Source organism: Ruminococcus hominis (assembly GCF_014287355.1).
Lineage (GTDB): Bacteria > Bacillota > Clostridia > Lachnospirales > Lachnospiraceae > Schaedlerella > Schaedlerella hominis.
The window spans coordinates 1,466,935-1,482,683 of record NZ_JACOPE010000001.1; the positions used below are offsets into that span (position 1 = coordinate 1,466,935).

The window sequence follows — 15,749 nt, forward strand, 5'->3', positions numbered from 1 at the left end:
AGGAACACTTTTAAAGGCCGGTGTTAAGCATTTAAAGTAGGGGAGAAGAAAGATGAAAATTAGATTGGATAAGTATCTTGCTGATATGGGGAAAGGTACACGAAGTGAAGTGAAGAAAGCAATCAGTAAAGGACTTGTCCGGGTGAATAATGTGATTGTCAAGAAACCGGAAACAAAGTTGGATACAGATTCAGACCATGTTTTGTTTGATGGAGTTTTGGTGGGTTATGCACAGCATGAATATTATATGTTGAATAAACCGGCCGGTGTGATTTCAGCAACGGAAGATAAACGTGAAAAAACAGTAATAGATTTAATTATAGAAAGGAAGAGAAAAGATCTTTTCCCTGTCGGAAGACTTGATCGAGATACAGAAGGATTGTTGCTTATTTCAAATGATGGTGAACTTGCACATAGACTTTTGTCACCATCAAAGCATGTGGATAAAGTGTATTATGCAAAAATTGATGGGGAGGTAACAATTGAAGATGTAGAGGCATTTCAACAAGGGGTTGACATAGGGGAAGAAAAATTGACTCGTCCTGCAAAGCTTCGGGTTTTAAAATCAGGAACACAGTCAGAAATAGAGCTTACGATATGTGAAGGTAAGTTTCATCAAGTAAAGAGAATGTTTCAAGCAGTAGGAAAAGAAGTAGTATATTTGAAACGTCTTCAGATGGGAACATTGATTTTAGACGAATCATTGAAGCCAGGAGAATATCGTGAATTGACAGAACAGGAGATTGCAGATTTATGTTTTTACCAATAAGTAAAGAAGATATGAAGAGGAGAGGATGGAAGCAGGTAGACTTCGTATATGTAATTGGAGATGCCTATGTGGACCATCCTTCTTTTGGTCATGCAATTATAAGCAGAATATTGGAATCCAGGGGATATAAAGTGGGGATTATATCACAACCAGACTGGAAAGATAAAAATAGTGTAACGATTTTTGGAGAACCAAGACTTGGTTTCCTCGTATCGGCAGGAAATATGGATTCTATGGTAAACCATTATTCTGTTTCGAAAAAAAGAAGACCATCCGATGCGTATACACCAGGAGGGGTGATGGGAAAGCGACCAGACTATGCGGCGGTTGTATATGGTAATCTAATTCGTCAGACTTATAAGAATACACCAATCATTCTTGGCGGAATCGAGGCAAGTTTACGCCGATTGGCACATTATGATTATTGGTCAGATAAAGTAAAGCGTTCTGTTCTGCTGGATTCAGGGGCAGATATGATTTCTTATGGAATGGGTGAGCGCTCTATTGTAGAGATTGCAGATGCATTGAATGCAGGAATTGAAATACAGGATCTTACGTATTTAGATGGAACTGTTGTAAAAGTGAAAGATCTCGATTCTATATATGATGCCGAGATTTTACCTAGTTTTGAAGAAATAAAGGAAAGCAAAGAAACTTATGCCAGAAGTTTCTATAAGCAATATTGTAATACAGATCCTTTCTCTGGGAAAAGATTGGTTGAACCATATAACGAACATTTATATGTGGTGCAGAATCCACCGGCAAAACCACTTACACAGATGGAAATGGATGATGTGTATGCACTGCCTTATATGAGAACCTTTCATCCGTCCTATAAAAAAGATGGTGGGATTCCGGCAGCAAAGGAGATACAATTTAGTCTGATCAGTAACAGAGGGTGTTTTGGAGGATGCAGCTTCTGTGCATTGACCTTTCATCAGGGGCGTATTATTCAGACTCGTAGTAAAGAATCGCTGGTCCAGGAGGCAAAATTATGTATTCAGGAGCCAGAATTTAAAGGATATATTCACGATGTGGGAGGACCAACAGCGAATTTTAGACAACCTGCATGTAAAAAGCAATTAAAATATGGGGCATGTACAAATAAGCAATGTTTGTTTCCAGAACCATGTAAGAATTTAGTTGCAGATCATAAAGAATATATTGATATATTGCGTACATTGAGAAGTCTGCCAAAAGTGAAAAAGGTATTTATCCGTTCAGGTATTCGATTTGATTATTTGCTTGCGGATAAAGATCCGACATTTTTAAAAGAACTCTGCGAATATCATGTCAGCGGACAACTAAAAGTTGCTCCGGAGCATGTTTCAGATGCAGTATTGCAGAAGATGGGAAAACCGAAAAATTCAGTGTATGAGACATTTACAAAGAAATTTTATAAGATGAATGAACAGCTTGAAAAAAAACAATATCTCGTACCATATTTGATGTCTTCACACCCGGGTTCGACACTGAAAGAAGCGGTGGAACTTGCTGAGTATTGCAGAGATTTAGGCTATATGCCGGAACAGGTACAGGATTTTTATCCAACTCCATCAACAATATCTACATGTATGTATTATACAGGATTGGATCCAAGAACAATGGAAGCGGTTTATGTACCAAAGAATCCGCATGAAAAAGCAATGCAAAGAGCACTCATACAATATCGTAATCCGGCAAATTATAATCTTGTAAAAGAGGCACTAGTTAAGGCGGGTAGAACAGATCTGATTGGATTTGACGAACAGTGTCTGATACGGCCTAGACAATTTGCAAAAGAAAAGCAGGATGCGGCGCCAAAACGTAAAGGCACAAATGTACAAAAGAAAAAAGCAGGGACTCGTGTAAATTCAAAAAACAGAGTAGATACTAAAAACAACAGAGTACGCTCTGGAAAGCGGAACAAAACAGAGAAGAGACGATAGGAGGTTGAATATGAAAATAGCAATCGTTACAGGAGCTTCTTCTGGAATGGGAAGAGAATTTGCAAAACAAATTACACATTTCTATAAAAATTTAGATGAAATCTGGGTAATTGCCAGACGAAAAGAACGGCTGGAAGAATTAGAAAAAACATTGCTGGTACCAGTGAGAATATTTTGTGGGGATTTGCTTCATCCTCCGGTTTATCATGAATTAAGGGTAGCGTTAGAGGAAGAAAAGCCAGATATACGTATGCTGGTAAATGCGGCCGGATTCGGGAAAAGTGGGCTGGCAGAAGATATTTTAAAGGAAGATCAAAAAGTGCAATTAAAGATGATCGACCTGAATTGTATTGCGTTATCAAGAATGACATTTTTGTGTCTGGAATATATGAAAGAAGGAAGCAGGATTATTAACCTGGCTTCTGCGGCAGCGTTTTGTCCACAACCAGAGTTTGTTGTGTATGCTGCTACAAAATCCTATGTTTTGAGTTTTTCGAGAGGATTAAACCGAGAGCTGAGACCACGCAATATTTATGTAACGGCAGTATGTCCCGGACCTGTAGATACAGAGTTTTTTAAAGTATCAGGTGAACTGGAAAATGTGTTGAAAAAATTAACCCTTGTAAAAGCTTCAAATGTAGTCAAAAAAGCACTGCAGGATTCAAGAAAGAAAAAAGAAGTTTCAGTTTATGGAATAGCAATGAAATGTGCCTGGGCAGGGACAAAAGTGATTCCACATTCTGTGATATTAAAAGCAATGACGAGAAAGAAGTAAGGAGATAGTATTACAAATGAAGAAAAGAAAAAAAGGTTCTCCGGGATATCTGGATTATAAAAAAAGAATGGAGATTCTTCGTGCAGTGATTTATTTTTTAATCGTTGCAGCAATTATACTACTGGGGTACAGCCAGACTCATACTAAGAAGAATTTACTTACAGTGGTTGGAATTGTAGGATGTCTGCCGGCCTGTAAAGTATTGGTCGGGGTGATTACAAGGTGGCCGTATCATTCCATTGCTGCGGATAAGGCGAAAGAGATTACTCAGAAAGCATCTCTTCTTACTTTAGCATTTGATCTTGTCGTGACAAGTACAGAAAAAATCATGCCAATCGAGTGCGTTGTGATTTCAGGAAATAAAATATTTGGATATGTTTCCAATTCAAAAGTAGATTTGAATTATGCAGCGAAGCATATTAAAACAATTTTGAATCAAAATCAATATGAAGGATTAACAGTAAAATTGTTTGATCAGTATTCCGCATTTCTGGCAAGAGCAGAAGGCCTTAATAATATTCAGACGATTGAGAAAAGTGATATGAAAGAGTATGAAGAGGGCATAAAAAATATTATTTTAAATATTTCTCTATAAAACAGATAAAGAAAAGGATATGTTATGCAAGAATTACATGTGACAGCGAATGAAGCAGGACAACGGTTGGATAAACTTTTGGCTAAATTTTTGAATCAGGCTCCAAAAAGTTTTCTATACAAAATGATGAGAAAAAAGAATATTGTCCTGAACGGAAAAAAATGTACAGGAAATGAGAAACTGAAACAAGGTGACAGTATAAAATTATTTTTTTCAGATGAGACAATAGAGAAGTTTTCAGCAGGAACTTATGTAACACCGAAGAAAGAAAAAATAAATATGCTTCCGATTATATATGAAGATGAACAGGTTTTGCTTATGAATAAACCAGTAGGTGTATTATCGCAGAAAGCAAAGGATTCCGATGTATCTGCAGTTGAGATATTGATAAATTATTTAATAGAAACAAACCAGCTTTCTAAAGAGCAGTTCAGAACCTTTCATCCATCCATTTGCAATCGTCTGGATCGGAATACAAGCGGAATTTTGGTGGCCGGAAAAACATTACCGGCACTTCAGGAGATGAATCGTTTCTTTAAAGAGCGTACAATTGCAAAATATTATCGGTGTCTTGTAAAAGGCAGAGTAATAAAAAACGAGGATTACATCAAAGGATATTTGGTAAAGGACCAGAAAACAAACAAGGTGAGTATAACAAAGAAAAAGACCGAAGAAGGTGTTCCAATAGAAACAGAATATTGTGTCATTCAGAGCAATGACGAAGTGAGTTTGCTGGAAGTGCATCTTATTACCGGAAAGACACATCAGATTCGAGCTCATCTTGCATCCATAGGACATCCTATTATTGGAGATTACAAATACGGGGATAAGCAGATCAATGAGATGTACCGACAAGAATATGGTCTAAAATCGCAGCTTTTACATGCATATCGTCTGGAAATGCCGTCATCGGATGGAAGTCTGGCATATTTAAATGATAAAAAATTTGTTGCCGAGCTTCCTGATAAATTTATTAAAATCTGTAAGGATAAGGGTGTGTTATAATGGGAACATGGAATTCCAGAGGACTTAGAGGATCTACACTGGAGGATTTGATAAACCGGACCAATGAGCAGTATGAAGAATTGGGACTTGCATTGATCCAGAAGATTCCGACACCAATTACTCCGGTACAGATGGATAAAGAACATCGGCATATCACACTGGCATATTTTGATAAAATCAGTACAGTAGATTATATCGGTGCAGTGCAGGGGATTCCCATCTGTTTTGATGCAAAAGAATGTAGTGCGGATACATTTCCGCTGCAGAATGTACACGAACATCAGATTTCTTTTATGGAAAAATATGAAAAGCAGGGAGGAATTTCATTTCTAATCATATATTATACGACGAAAGATGTGCTGTATTATATGAGATTTGAAGAAATAAAAAAGTTTTGGGAGCGTGCAATGCATGGGGGACGAAAGAGCTTCCGGTTTGATGAGCTGGATTCCCAATATATTATTCAACAGAAAAACAGGGCGTTTATTCCGTATTTAAATTATGTTCAAAAGGATTTAGATACAAGGGATTGACATTCAGAAAGAAAATTCGTATAATAACGTAAGATTTTAGTGTTTTAGCACGATAAAGTGAAGGGGCAAAGAATTATGGAACAGAAATTACATACACCGGAAGGTGTCAGAGACATCTACAATTCAGAATGCAAGAAAAAACTGGCAGTTCAAGATAAACTACATCAGCTTTTGCATTTATACGGATATCAGGATATTCAGACACCTACATTTGAATATTTCGATGTATTCCGAAAAGAAATCGGTACAATTGATTCCAGAGAATTATATAAATTTTTTGATCGCGAGGGTAATACACTTGCACTTCGTCCGGATATGACACCATCTATTGCAAGGGCAGTTGCAACATTATTTGAAACAGACCGTGTGCCACTTCGTCTCTGTTATGTAGGTAATACATTTATCAATCGCACAAGCTATCAGGGAAGACTGAAAGAGAATACACAGCTTGGAGCTGAATTGATCGGAGATGATTCTATTGAAGCAGATGCAGAGATGATTGCGATGGTTGTAGATGGAATGAAACAGATAGGACTTTCTGAGTTTCAGGTGAGTATCGGACATGTTGATTTTTTGAAAAGTCTGATGGATGAGACAAAATTGTCGGAAGAAATTAAGGAAGAATTATATTCATTGATCTTGAATCGTAATTTCTTCGGAGTAGATGAAGTACTTACAGAAAATCATGTGAGCAAAAAAATCCGTGATGAATTTCAAGTGCTGCCTGAATTAATGGGTGGAGTAGAAGTGTTGAAAAAAGCATCTGCTGTAGCTACAGACAATAAAGCAAAAAAAGCAGTCGCACGTATGCTTAAAATTTACAAGATCCTTGCTTTTTATGGAGTGGAAGATCATATTACATTTGATATGAGCATGTGTGGTAATTATGGGTATTACACCGGGGTTGTATTTAAGGCATATACATATGGAACCGGAGATGCAGTTGTGAGTGGTGGACGTTATGATCATTTGATAGAAAAGTTTGGAAAGCAGACACCGTCGATTGGATTTGCAATTATTATTGATGAGCTGATGAGTGCACTCAGCCGTCAGAAAATTGCAGTTGAAACAGAAAAGACAAATCTTATTGTATATACAGATACCACATTAAAATGGGCCGTTTCTCTTGCAAAAGAATTCCGTCTCAGAGGAAAATGTATGGAATTAATAAAAAGAGAAGAACTGGAATCAAAAGAAGTTTATGTGGAGTATGGAAGACAGATGCATGCAGTTAGTTTAATGTATCTGAATGAAAACAGAACGATTACAATGGTGAACCTGCGAAGCGGGAAAGAACGGGTAATTGATGTAGCAAAGAGGACAAAAACAGAATCAAATTAAGAAATAGAGGGAACACAGATGAGATATTTAACATTTGCTCTGACAAAAGGACGACTTGCAAAGAAAACATTAGAGATGTTAGAAAATCTTGGAATCACTTGTGAAGAAATGAAAGATAAGGATTCCAGAAAATTGATTTTTGTCAATGAAGAGTTGAAACTTAAGTTCTTCCTTGCGAAGGGACCGGATGTTCCGACTTATGTAGAATACGGAGCAGCCGATATTGGAGTGGTCGGAAAAGATACAATCGTGGAAGAAGGACGTAAAATACATGAGGTGCTGGATCTTGGTTTTGGAAAATGTAAGATGTGCGTATGTGGTTACGAAAGCGCACGGGAATTGTTGCAGCACCATGAGTTGATTCGTGTTGCCACAAAGTATCCTAATATTGCAAAGGATTATTTTTATAATAAAAAACATCAGACAGTTGAAATTGTAAAAATGAATGGTTCTATTGAGCTGGCACCAATTGTTGGACTTTCTGAAGTGATTGTAGATATTGTTGAAACCGGAACTACGTTGAAAGAGAATGGTTTGGTCGTGTTAGAGGAAGTGTGCCCACTTTCTGCAAGAATGATCGTTAATCCGGTGAGCATGCGTATGGAGAATGAAAGAATTAATGAATTGATTACAAATTTACGTAATCTCTTACAGGAGGAGAAAAATGCGAATTGAGAAATTAGACGAAAATACGAAGAAAAATCTTCTGGAAAATCTTTTGAAACGTAGTCCGAACAGCTATGGTTCTTATGAAGCAAGTGTGCAGGAAATCCTGGATACAGTCAAAGAAAAAAGAGATGCTGCCTTATTTGAATATACTGAGAAATTTGATAAAGCAGTGATTAACGCACAGAATATTCAAGTGACTGAAGAAGAGATAAAGGAAGCTTATGAATGTGTAGATGAAGAGTTACTGAGAATCATAAGAAGGGCATTAAAAAATATTGAATCTTACCATGCAAAACAAATGCAGTATAGTTGGTTTGACAGTAAACCTGATGGAACAATACTTGGACAGAAAGTTACGGCTCTTCAACGTGTCGGAGTTTATGTTCCGGGTGGAAAGGCGGTTTATCCATCTTCTGTTTTGATGAATATTATGCCTGCAAAAGTTGCCGGAGTTGAGGAAATCATTATGGTGACACCTCCCGGAAAAGACGGAAAGGTAAATCCTACAACACTGGTTGCTGCAAAAGAAGCAGGAGCAACAGCAGTTTATAAGGTTGGTGGAGCACAGGCAATTGCAGCACTTGCGTATGGAACAGAGAGTATACCAAAGGTAGATAAGATTGTCGGACCAGGTAATATTTACGTCGCACTTGCAAAGAAAGCTGTATATGGACATGTAAGTATTGATTCTATTGCCGGACCAAGCGAGATTCTTGTTTTGGCAGATGAGACTGCAAATCCACGTTATGTCGCAGCAGATCTGCTCTCTCAGGCAGAACATGACGAACTGGCTTCTGCAATTCTTGTGACAACAAGTAGTGAACTTGCAGAAAAAGTATCAGCAGAGACGGACAAATTTATTCAGGAGTTATCCAGAGGTGAGATTATTCAGAAATCACTGGATAATTATGGACACATTTTAGTTGCAGATACAATGGAAGATGCAATTGATGCTGCAAATGAGATTGCATCAGAACATTTAGAGATTATGACAGCAAACCCATTTGATGTTATGACAAAGATTCGCAATGCCGGGGCTATTTTTATCGGAGAATACAGCAGCGAACCTTTGGGAGATTATTTCGCAGGACCAAATCATATCCTGCCTACAAATGGAACTGCAAAATTCTTCTCTCCATTGTCAGTGGATGATTTTTTAAAGAAATCCAGCATCATTTCTTATTCAAGAAATGCGTTAAGTGAGATTCATGAAGATATTGAAAAATTTGCAGAAGCAGAACAACTGACAGCACATGCAAATTCTATTAAAGTAAGATTTGAATAAAAGAGCTGACATTATTATTGTTAATAGAAATTAGTAGATAAGGAGATTATCTCAGTGGAAAAAAGAATCGGAAATTGTATAAGAAAAACAAAAGAAACAGATATTGCAATTACAATTAATTTAGATGGACAGGGAAAGAATCAAATTGATACAGGTATTCCGTTTTTTGATCATATGTTAAATGGATTCGCAAGACATGGACTGTTTGATCTGGATGTAAAGGTTGTTGGTGATCTTGAGGTGGATTGTCACCATACTGTAGAAGATACAGGTATTGTGTTAGGACAGGCAATCGCAGAAGCTTTGGGAGATAAAGCAGGCATCAAACGTTATGGCTCATTCCTGCTTCCAATGGATGAGACACTTGCACTTTGCGCAATTGACCTTTCAGGTCGTCCGTATCTGAATTTTCAGGCTGAATTTCCAACCGAGCATATTGGTGGATTAGATACTGAGATGATCAAAGAATTCTTTTATGCCGTAAGTTACAGTGCAGCCATGAATCTGCATTTGAAAATTATGGATGACGGAAACAGTCATCATATGGCAGAGGCTTTATTCAAAGCATTCGGGAAAGCGTTAGATGCTGCAACTATGGAAGAGCCTCGTATGAAAGACGTCTGGTCTACAAAAGGCAGCTTATAGGTTACTGCTTGGAGGAATCCAATAACAGTAACACTTATAAAGGAGTGGTAACATAACATGAGTTATAAAAGACTGACCCCATGTATTTTGATCGATGGGGGTAAAGCAGTTCGCTGGTTTGATGACAAAACAGTGATCGCAGAAGACGTAGTAGAATTGGCAAGGCAGTATAGCGAGCATGGTGCGGATGAACTGCTTATATTTGATTTGTCCAATTCAGATGAAGAGCACGATATGACGATCGATCTGATGAAAAAGATAAATCGCGTCATTGGAATTCCAATGGTGGTAGGCGGAAATATTTCCCGACAGGAAGATGTGAAAAAAATTCTATATGCGGGTGCAAAACGTGCAATGTTAAATATGTCAAAACCAATATCGGTAGAATTATTAAAAGAAGTGTCACAGCGGTTTGGCAAACATCGTATTGCTGTATCTATGAATGATTTTGATCAGTTGTTTAAGCACCAGCATCTGATTGATGAATCGGCCTCGGAATTAGTATTTATGCATCGTTTGGATCTTGCATCTGTAGAGAATATTACAGATATACCATGTGTTGTTGTGACAGACACAATGGAACGGTCAGAAATTGTGAAAATATTAAAGTCGCAAGGTGTAAAGGGAGTGTCTGGTAAATTTATCAGTCAGCAGGATATGGATTTTAATCAGTTTAAAAATGTTTGTTTAGAAGAAGGAATACAGATGACTTCCTTTGAAAGTATGATGGATTTTTCAGAATTAAAATTAAATTCAGATGGTTTAATTCCAGTTATTGTTCAGGATTATCAGACAAATGAAGTGCTGATGCTTGCATACATGGATAAGGAAGCATTTGAGCATACGATTATGACCGGCAAAATGACATATTTTAGCCGGAGCAGGAAAGCACAGTGGGTAAAAGGAGAAACTTCTGGACATTACCAGTATGTGAAATCTTTAACAGCGGATTGTGATAACGATACTCTTTTGGCAAGAGTGCATCAGATTGGAGCAGCGTGTCATACTGGAAACAGAACTTGTTTCTTTAAGCCAATCGTAGGAAATGATGTCGAGCAAAAGAATCCTCTTCAGATTTTTGAGGCAGTATATAATACGATAGTGGACAGAAAGAAAAATCCAAAAGAAGGTTCTTATACGAATTATCTTTTTGATAAAGGTCTGGATAAGATTTTAAAGAAAGTTGGAGAAGAGGCAACAGAGATTGTAATCGCTGCAAAGAATCCAAATCAGGAAGAAGTCAAGTATGAAATTTCTGATTTCTTATATCATATGATGGTGCTGATGGTTGAACGCGGAATCACATGGGAAGATATTACAAAGGAACTTTCTGAAAGATAGAAAAACGATTTGTACAGATAGTTCTAGTGAACAAAAAAAAGACATAGTATGCAGTAGGGAATACGGTATACTATGTCTTTTTTGGAGGTGTTTTTATGCTCAGTGAAACGGAAGAACGCAGAAAACAATTATTACACCAGGTGAGAGGAGTAAAGCAATATCAGGGATGGGATATTCCGGCAATACATCCGAGATATAGAAATAGCTATCAATCACTTTACGCAAAAGAAGAACGAACAGAAAAAAGTACTTTTCAGCTGAGATGCGTCATTGCAATTATATGTTTTGCCGGATTTGTATGGATGAAACAAGAGGATGTGAAGATTATCAATGTAACTAGCACTCAGATTGTTAATCAGATTGGAAAAACGTTTTTATACAGCTCTTTTATTGGACAGTAAAATATCAATTTGCTCAATCATAGTAAATTGGAAATAGAGGTTGCAAATTTTTCAACTAAAAGCTATGATTAAACAAGTGACTTTTACAAAAAATAAAAGGAGGACTTCATGAGAAAACTAGCATTAGATGATGAGATATTAATGAAAATCGAGAAGCCTGCCCGTTATATCGGAGGGGAAGTGAACTCGGTTATGAAAGATAAAGAGAATATAGATGTGCGCTTTGCCATGTGTTTTCCAGATGTATACGAAATTGGAATGTCACATCTGGGTATACAGATTTTGTATGATATGTTTAATCGAAGAGAAGATGTCTGGTGTGAACGTGTGTATTCTCCATGGACAGATCTTGATAAGATTATGAGAGAAGAACAGATTCCGTTATTCGCACTGGAATCTCAGGAACCTGTTAAAAATTTTGATTTTCTTGGAATTACGATTCAGTTTGAAATGTGTTACACAAATATTTTGCAGGTATTAGAATTGAGTCAGATTCCGCTTCATAGTACAGAACGAACAGAGGAAGATCCTATTGTGATTGGAGGCGGTCCGTGTGCTTACAATCCGGAACCACTTGCAGATTTCTTTGATTTATTTTATATAGGTGAGGGAGAAACAGTATATGATGAACTGTTAGATACATATAAAAAATGCAAGTCAGAAGGAAAGAGCAGAAAAGAATTTTTGGAAATGGCAGCCGGGATCGAAGGGATTTATGTGCCACAGTTCTATGAGCCGGAATATAACGAAGATGGGACTTTAAAAGCATTTCATAGAATAAATGAGCATGCGCCTGCAAAAGTGAGAAAACAGGTCGTTATGGATGTGACAGATACGACATATCCGATGAAGCCTGTTGTTCCATATATAAAAGCTACACAGGACAGAGTGGTTCTTGAAATCCAGCGTGGATGTATCAGAGGGTGTCGTTTCTGTCAGGCAGGCATGATTTACAGACCGGTTCGCGAACGTAATGTAGAGACATTAAAAGAATATGCAAGAACAATGTTAGATAGCACCGGACATGAAGAAATTTCACTGAGTTCGTTGAGCTCCAGTGATTATTCACAGCTAGAAGAACTGGTTAATTTCTTAATTGAGGAATTTCCGGGAAAAGGAATTAATATCTCACTTCCGTCTCTTCGAATTGATGCATTTTCATTAGATGTTATGAGCAAGGTTCAGGATATCCGAAAGAGCAGTCTGACATTTGCACCGGAGGCTGGTTCCCAACGAATGAGAAATGTTATCAATAAAGGACTGACAGAAGATGATATTATCAATGGTGCAGGACAGGCATTTGAAGGCGGCTGGACAAAAGTAAAGCTTTATTTTATGCTTGGTCTTCCAGGAGAGACGGAAGAAGATATGAAAGAGATTGCACATTTGTCAGAGAGAGTAGCAAGACGTTATTATGAGATTCCGAAAGAAGAACGTCATGGTAAATGCCAGATTACAGCAAGTTCTTCATTCTTTGTACCAAAGCCGTTTACGCCATTTCAGTGGGCACAAATGTGTACAGCAGAGGAATATATTGAACGTGCACATATAGTACGACATGAATTTCAGGAACAGTTGAACCGTAAGAGTTTGAAATACAACTGGCATGAAGCAGATTTAACTGTGTTGGAAGGTGTATTTGCAAGAGGTGATAGAAAAACAGCAAAAGTATTAGAGGAAGCGTATCGTCTAGGATGTCTGTATGATTCTTGGTCAGAAAGCTTTAACAATGAGTTATGGATGCAGGCTTTTGAGAATACCGGAATCGATCCGGCATTTTATAATTTGCGTAAACGTGAGATGGATGAATTATTCCCTTGGGATTTCATTGATATAGGTGTGACGAGAAAGTTCTTAGAAAGAGAATGGAATCGTGCCATGAATGGAGAGGTAACACCGAACTGCCGTCAGCAGTGTTCAGGCTGCGGGGCAGCACAGTTTGGAGGAGGTGTCTGTTATGAAGGCAAGAATTAAATTTAAAAAATATGGTGCACTTCGTTTTATCGGACATCTGGATGTTATGCGCTATTTTCAGAAGGTTATGCGTCGCGCACAAATTCCAATTGCATTTACGGGAGGTTATAGTCCACATATGATCATGTCATTTGCAAGCCCGCTTGGAATCGGATTGACTAGTGAGGGTGAGTATTTTGACATTGAACTTACAGAGCCAATTGAAAGTGAAAAGGCTGTACGTCAGATGAATGAAGTTGGTGTAGAGGGAATTGAAGTACTTAGTTTTCGTCAGATTGCAGAAGAAAAGAAAGCCACCGGTATGGCAATCGTTGCAGCAGCAGATTATCTGGTAGGACTTAGAAAAGGATTGTTTCCGGATAATTTAGAAGAACTGGTTCAAAATTTTATAGCTCAGGATCAGATTGAAGTTTTGAAACAAACGAAAAGAAGCGAAAAAGTCGTAGATATTCGACCGATGATCTATCAGATGAAAATGCAAAATAATTGTTCGGATTGTTTCGAGAGTCCGACAGATACCCGTGTGGTTGCACTTCAACTTGCGGCAGGAAGTGTAGAAAATTTAAAACCTGATTTGGTTATGTCTGCATTTTTGGATTTTGCAGGAATCAAAGAGTCCGATGTAACATGTGCATATCATCGAATGGAAATGTATGCAAATACAGCAGAAGAGGGACAACCGCGGAATCTGGTTTCCTTAGAGAACCTTGGAAAAGAAATTGTAGGAAAGTAGTGAAGAAGATGGAACGAAAAATTCTCATGACAAGAGAAGATGGAATTGTTTGGACATATTTTCAAGAGAATGATGAAATAATTGAAATTCATTGTAATGATATGGAGCAGACAGAGCAACAAACTCCTGTGCTGGGGAATATTTATATTGGTAAGGTGCAGAATATTGTAGCCAATATCGGAGCAGCTTTTATTGATATTGGAGGCGTAAACTGCTATTACGATATGAGTCAGGCTGAGACTGCACTATTTACAAATAAAATCGGAAAGAAACCATTGTGTATCGGAGATGAGCTTGTAGTTCAGATAAGCCGGGAGGCGGTAAAAACAAAGGCACCTACGGTGAGCAGTAATCTGAATTTTACAGGCAGATATGCAGTTTTGACATCGGGCAACACAAGAATCGGAGTATCTGCAAAGCTGGCAAAATCAGAACGTGAAGAGTACAGGCGAAAGCTTGGAGATCTTGCGAATGAAGAATATGGGATTATTGTGCGGACGAATGCAAAAGATGTTCCATTTGATATTGTTCTGGATGAGATTGAGCAGTTGAAGAAACGATATGAATCAATTAAAGAGCATGCAGTACATAGAACCTGTTATTCTTGCTTAGAGATGGCTATGCAGCCATATTTGTCAGGACTTAAAAATGTGTATACGAATGGTTTGTCAGAAATCCAGGTGGAATGCGAAGATTTGTATGAAGAAGTGCGGTCATATTTTGAAAAAGAACAGCCGGAATTATTAGAAATATTACATTTTTATGAAAATGATAAGCTGTCGCTTTCAAGTTTATATAATCTGCATACAATCAGAGACAGGGCAATGAATGAACGTGTTTGGCTTAAGCATGGCGGATATCTTGTGATGCAGCCAACAGAGGCACTGACAGTAATTGATGTGAATTCAGGAAAATGTGTTTCGAAGAAAAAGACGCCGGAAACTTATTTGAAATTAAATCTGGAGGCAGCACAAGAGATTGCAAAACAGCTTCGACTTCGAAATATTTCCGGAATTATACTGGTTGACTTTATAAATATGGATGACGATGAATTGATGCAGCAGTTAATTAAAGAAATGCGTATCCTGTGTGGCAAGGATCCTGTTCAGACAACAGTGGTAGATGTAACAGGATTACAGCTTATGGAAATTACAAGAAAAAAAGTACGAAAACCATTATATGAATGTTGGAGAAAAAGATGAGTAAGAAAGAATTAAAAACCAACGCAATGCGTTTGTTAGACCGATTAAAAATACCATATGAATATGAAACTTATGAATGCGATGAATTTGTCAGTGGCGTGCAGACAGCAGAACAAATCGGGCTGCCACATGAACAGGTATATAAGACATTAGTTACAACCGGTAAGAGCGGAGAGCATTATGTTTTTGTGATTCCAATAGAAAAAGAATTAAATCTCAAAGAGGCAGCAAAGGCAGTACATGAAAAATCAGTTGAAATGCTGCATGTAAAAGACATTACTAAAGTGACTGGATATGTTCGCGGCGGATGTACTGCGATTGGCATGAAAAAGCAGTTTCCGACAGTGATAGACAGCTCAGCAAAGAGCCTGGAAGAAATCTACGTAAGTGGTGGAAAAATCGGAATGCAGTTAAAACTTGCACCCGAAAATTTGAAAAAGGCTGCAAATGCAGAGTTTGCAGATATTATTTTTCATTAAAAAGTGGATTTACAACTTTGGATTTAGCAGTTATAATGTTGAACTGCGGATGCACCTTGCATTCATGAAGAAGT

General features: G+C 37.7%; 16 protein-coding genes. All 16 read left to right on the forward strand.

The features are described 5' to 3' along the window. Nucleotides 1-52: 52 nt before the first annotated feature. The 16 genes from H8S40_RS06460 (at nucleotide 53) to ybaK (ending at nucleotide 15,675) form a co-directional block, all read left to right on the forward strand. Nucleotides 53-769, forward strand: coding sequence for a pseudouridine synthase (locus H8S40_RS06460; protein ID WP_022076433.1), 717 nt, complete (start codon nucleotides 53-55; stop codon nucleotides 767-769). Further along, nucleotides 754-2,697, forward strand: a complete 1,944-nt coding sequence (locus tag H8S40_RS06465) for a YgiQ family radical SAM protein (protein WP_186864877.1) — start codon at nucleotides 754-756, stop codon at nucleotides 2,695-2,697. Before H8S40_RS06460 ends, H8S40_RS06465 begins: the two co-directional genes overlap by 16 nt. A gap of 10 nt (nucleotides 2,698-2,707) precedes the next feature. Then, nucleotides 2,708-3,472: an SDR family NAD(P)-dependent oxidoreductase gene (locus H8S40_RS06470; protein WP_186864878.1), complete on the forward strand. Its 765-nt coding sequence runs from the start codon at nucleotides 2,708-2,710 to the stop codon at nucleotides 3,470-3,472. Nucleotides 3,473-3,488: 16 nt separating this feature from the next. Further along, entirely contained in the window at nucleotides 3,489-4,067 is a 579-nt protein-coding gene (locus H8S40_RS06475; protein WP_186864879.1) for a hypothetical protein, read from the forward strand. A gap of 24 nt (nucleotides 4,068-4,091) precedes the next feature. Continuing rightward, entirely contained in the window at nucleotides 4,092-5,072 is a 981-nt protein-coding gene (locus tag H8S40_RS06480; protein ID WP_117988944.1) for an RluA family pseudouridine synthase, read from the forward strand. Next, entirely contained in the window at nucleotides 5,072-5,605 is a 534-nt protein-coding gene (locus tag H8S40_RS06485) for a Holliday junction resolvase RecU (protein ID WP_186864880.1), read from the forward strand. Before H8S40_RS06480 ends, H8S40_RS06485 begins: the two co-directional genes overlap by 1 nt. A gap of 75 nt (nucleotides 5,606-5,680) precedes the next feature. Further along, nucleotides 5,681-6,946, forward strand: coding sequence for an ATP phosphoribosyltransferase regulatory subunit (gene hisZ, locus H8S40_RS06490; protein ID WP_117988945.1), 1,266 nt, complete (start codon nucleotides 5,681-5,683; stop codon nucleotides 6,944-6,946). An 18-nt stretch (nucleotides 6,947-6,964) separates the two neighbouring features. Next, nucleotides 6,965-7,621, forward strand: coding sequence for an ATP phosphoribosyltransferase (hisG, locus tag H8S40_RS06495; protein ID WP_186864881.1), 657 nt, complete (start codon nucleotides 6,965-6,967; stop codon nucleotides 7,619-7,621). Then, the gene (gene hisD / locus H8S40_RS06500; protein ID WP_186864882.1) at nucleotides 7,611-8,900 is read left to right on the forward strand and encodes a histidinol dehydrogenase; all 1,290 of its coding nucleotides are present in this window, start codon (nucleotides 7,611-7,613) and stop codon (nucleotides 8,898-8,900) included. Before hisG ends, hisD begins: the two co-directional genes overlap by 11 nt. Nucleotides 8,901-8,954: 54 nt before the next feature. Then, on the forward strand, nucleotides 8,955-9,545 hold the full coding sequence (gene hisB / locus H8S40_RS06505; RefSeq protein WP_186864883.1) for an imidazoleglycerol-phosphate dehydratase HisB: 591 nt from the start codon (nucleotides 8,955-8,957) through the stop codon (nucleotides 9,543-9,545). Nucleotides 9,546-9,602: 57 nt separating this feature from the next. After that, a complete protein-coding gene (gene hisIE / locus H8S40_RS16610; RefSeq protein WP_186864884.1) occupies nucleotides 9,603-10,886 on the forward strand; it encodes a bifunctional phosphoribosyl-AMP cyclohydrolase/phosphoribosyl-ATP diphosphatase HisIE in 1,284 nt (427 codons plus the stop codon). A gap of 95 nt (nucleotides 10,887-10,981) precedes the next feature. Next, on the forward strand, nucleotides 10,982-11,287 hold the full coding sequence (locus H8S40_RS06515; protein WP_118723710.1) for a hypothetical protein: 306 nt from the start codon (nucleotides 10,982-10,984) through the stop codon (nucleotides 11,285-11,287). A gap of 108 nt (nucleotides 11,288-11,395) precedes the next feature. Next, a complete protein-coding gene (locus tag H8S40_RS06520; RefSeq protein ID WP_022076421.1) occupies nucleotides 11,396-13,261 on the forward strand; it encodes a TIGR03960 family B12-binding radical SAM protein in 1,866 nt (621 codons plus the stop codon). Next, entirely contained in the window at nucleotides 13,245-13,994 is a 750-nt protein-coding gene (locus tag H8S40_RS06525) for a TIGR03936 family radical SAM-associated protein (protein ID WP_186864885.1), read from the forward strand. The genes H8S40_RS06520 and H8S40_RS06525 overlap by 17 nt, the downstream gene beginning before the upstream one ends. Nucleotides 13,995-14,002: 8 nt before the next feature. After that, nucleotides 14,003-15,196 carry a ribonuclease E/G gene (locus H8S40_RS06530; protein ID WP_186864886.1) on the forward strand — a complete coding sequence of 398 codons (1,194 nt, stop codon included), beginning with the start codon at nucleotides 14,003-14,005 and terminating at the stop codon, nucleotides 15,194-15,196. Then, nucleotides 15,193-15,675, forward strand: a complete 483-nt coding sequence (gene ybaK, locus H8S40_RS06535) for a Cys-tRNA(Pro) deacylase (RefSeq protein ID WP_022076418.1) — start codon at nucleotides 15,193-15,195, stop codon at nucleotides 15,673-15,675. The genes H8S40_RS06530 and ybaK overlap by 4 nt, the downstream gene beginning before the upstream one ends. Nucleotides 15,676-15,749 lie beyond the last annotated feature (74 nt).

What these genes read in the sequence shown, in the direction of transcription:
- H8S40_RS06460 (WP_022076433.1), top strand. Translation starts at nt 53, where the DNA reads ATGAAAATTAGATTGGATAAGTATCTTGCTGATATGGGGAAAGGTACA.
- H8S40_RS06465 (WP_186864877.1), top strand. Translation starts at nt 754, where the DNA reads ATGTTTTTACCAATAAGTAAAGAAGATATGAAGAGGAGAGGATGGAAG.
- H8S40_RS06470 (WP_186864878.1), top strand. Translation starts at nt 2,708, where the DNA reads ATGAAAATAGCAATCGTTACAGGAGCTTCTTCTGGAATGGGAAGAGAA.
- H8S40_RS06475 (WP_186864879.1), top strand. Translation starts at nt 3,489, where the DNA reads ATGAAGAAAAGAAAAAAAGGTTCTCCGGGATATCTGGATTATAAAAAA.
- H8S40_RS06480 (WP_117988944.1), top strand. Translation starts at nt 4,092, where the DNA reads ATGCAAGAATTACATGTGACAGCGAATGAAGCAGGACAACGGTTGGAT.
- H8S40_RS06485 (WP_186864880.1), top strand. Translation starts at nt 5,072, where the DNA reads ATGGGAACATGGAATTCCAGAGGACTTAGAGGATCTACACTGGAGGAT.
- hisZ (WP_117988945.1), top strand. Translation starts at nt 5,681, where the DNA reads ATGGAACAGAAATTACATACACCGGAAGGTGTCAGAGACATCTACAAT.
- hisG (WP_186864881.1), top strand. Translation starts at nt 6,965, where the DNA reads ATGAGATATTTAACATTTGCTCTGACAAAAGGACGACTTGCAAAGAAA.
- hisD (WP_186864882.1), top strand. Translation starts at nt 7,611, where the DNA reads ATGCGAATTGAGAAATTAGACGAAAATACGAAGAAAAATCTTCTGGAA.
- hisIE (WP_186864884.1), top strand. Translation starts at nt 9,603, where the DNA reads ATGAGTTATAAAAGACTGACCCCATGTATTTTGATCGATGGGGGTAAA.
- H8S40_RS06515 (WP_118723710.1), top strand. Translation starts at nt 10,982, where the DNA reads ATGCTCAGTGAAACGGAAGAACGCAGAAAACAATTATTACACCAGGTG.
- H8S40_RS06520 (WP_022076421.1), top strand. Translation starts at nt 11,396, where the DNA reads ATGAGAAAACTAGCATTAGATGATGAGATATTAATGAAAATCGAGAAG.
- H8S40_RS06525 (WP_186864885.1), top strand. Translation starts at nt 13,245, where the DNA reads ATGAAGGCAAGAATTAAATTTAAAAAATATGGTGCACTTCGTTTTATC.
- H8S40_RS06530 (WP_186864886.1), top strand. Translation starts at nt 14,003, where the DNA reads ATGGAACGAAAAATTCTCATGACAAGAGAAGATGGAATTGTTTGGACA.
- ybaK (WP_022076418.1), top strand. Translation starts at nt 15,193, where the DNA reads ATGAGTAAGAAAGAATTAAAAACCAACGCAATGCGTTTGTTAGACCGA.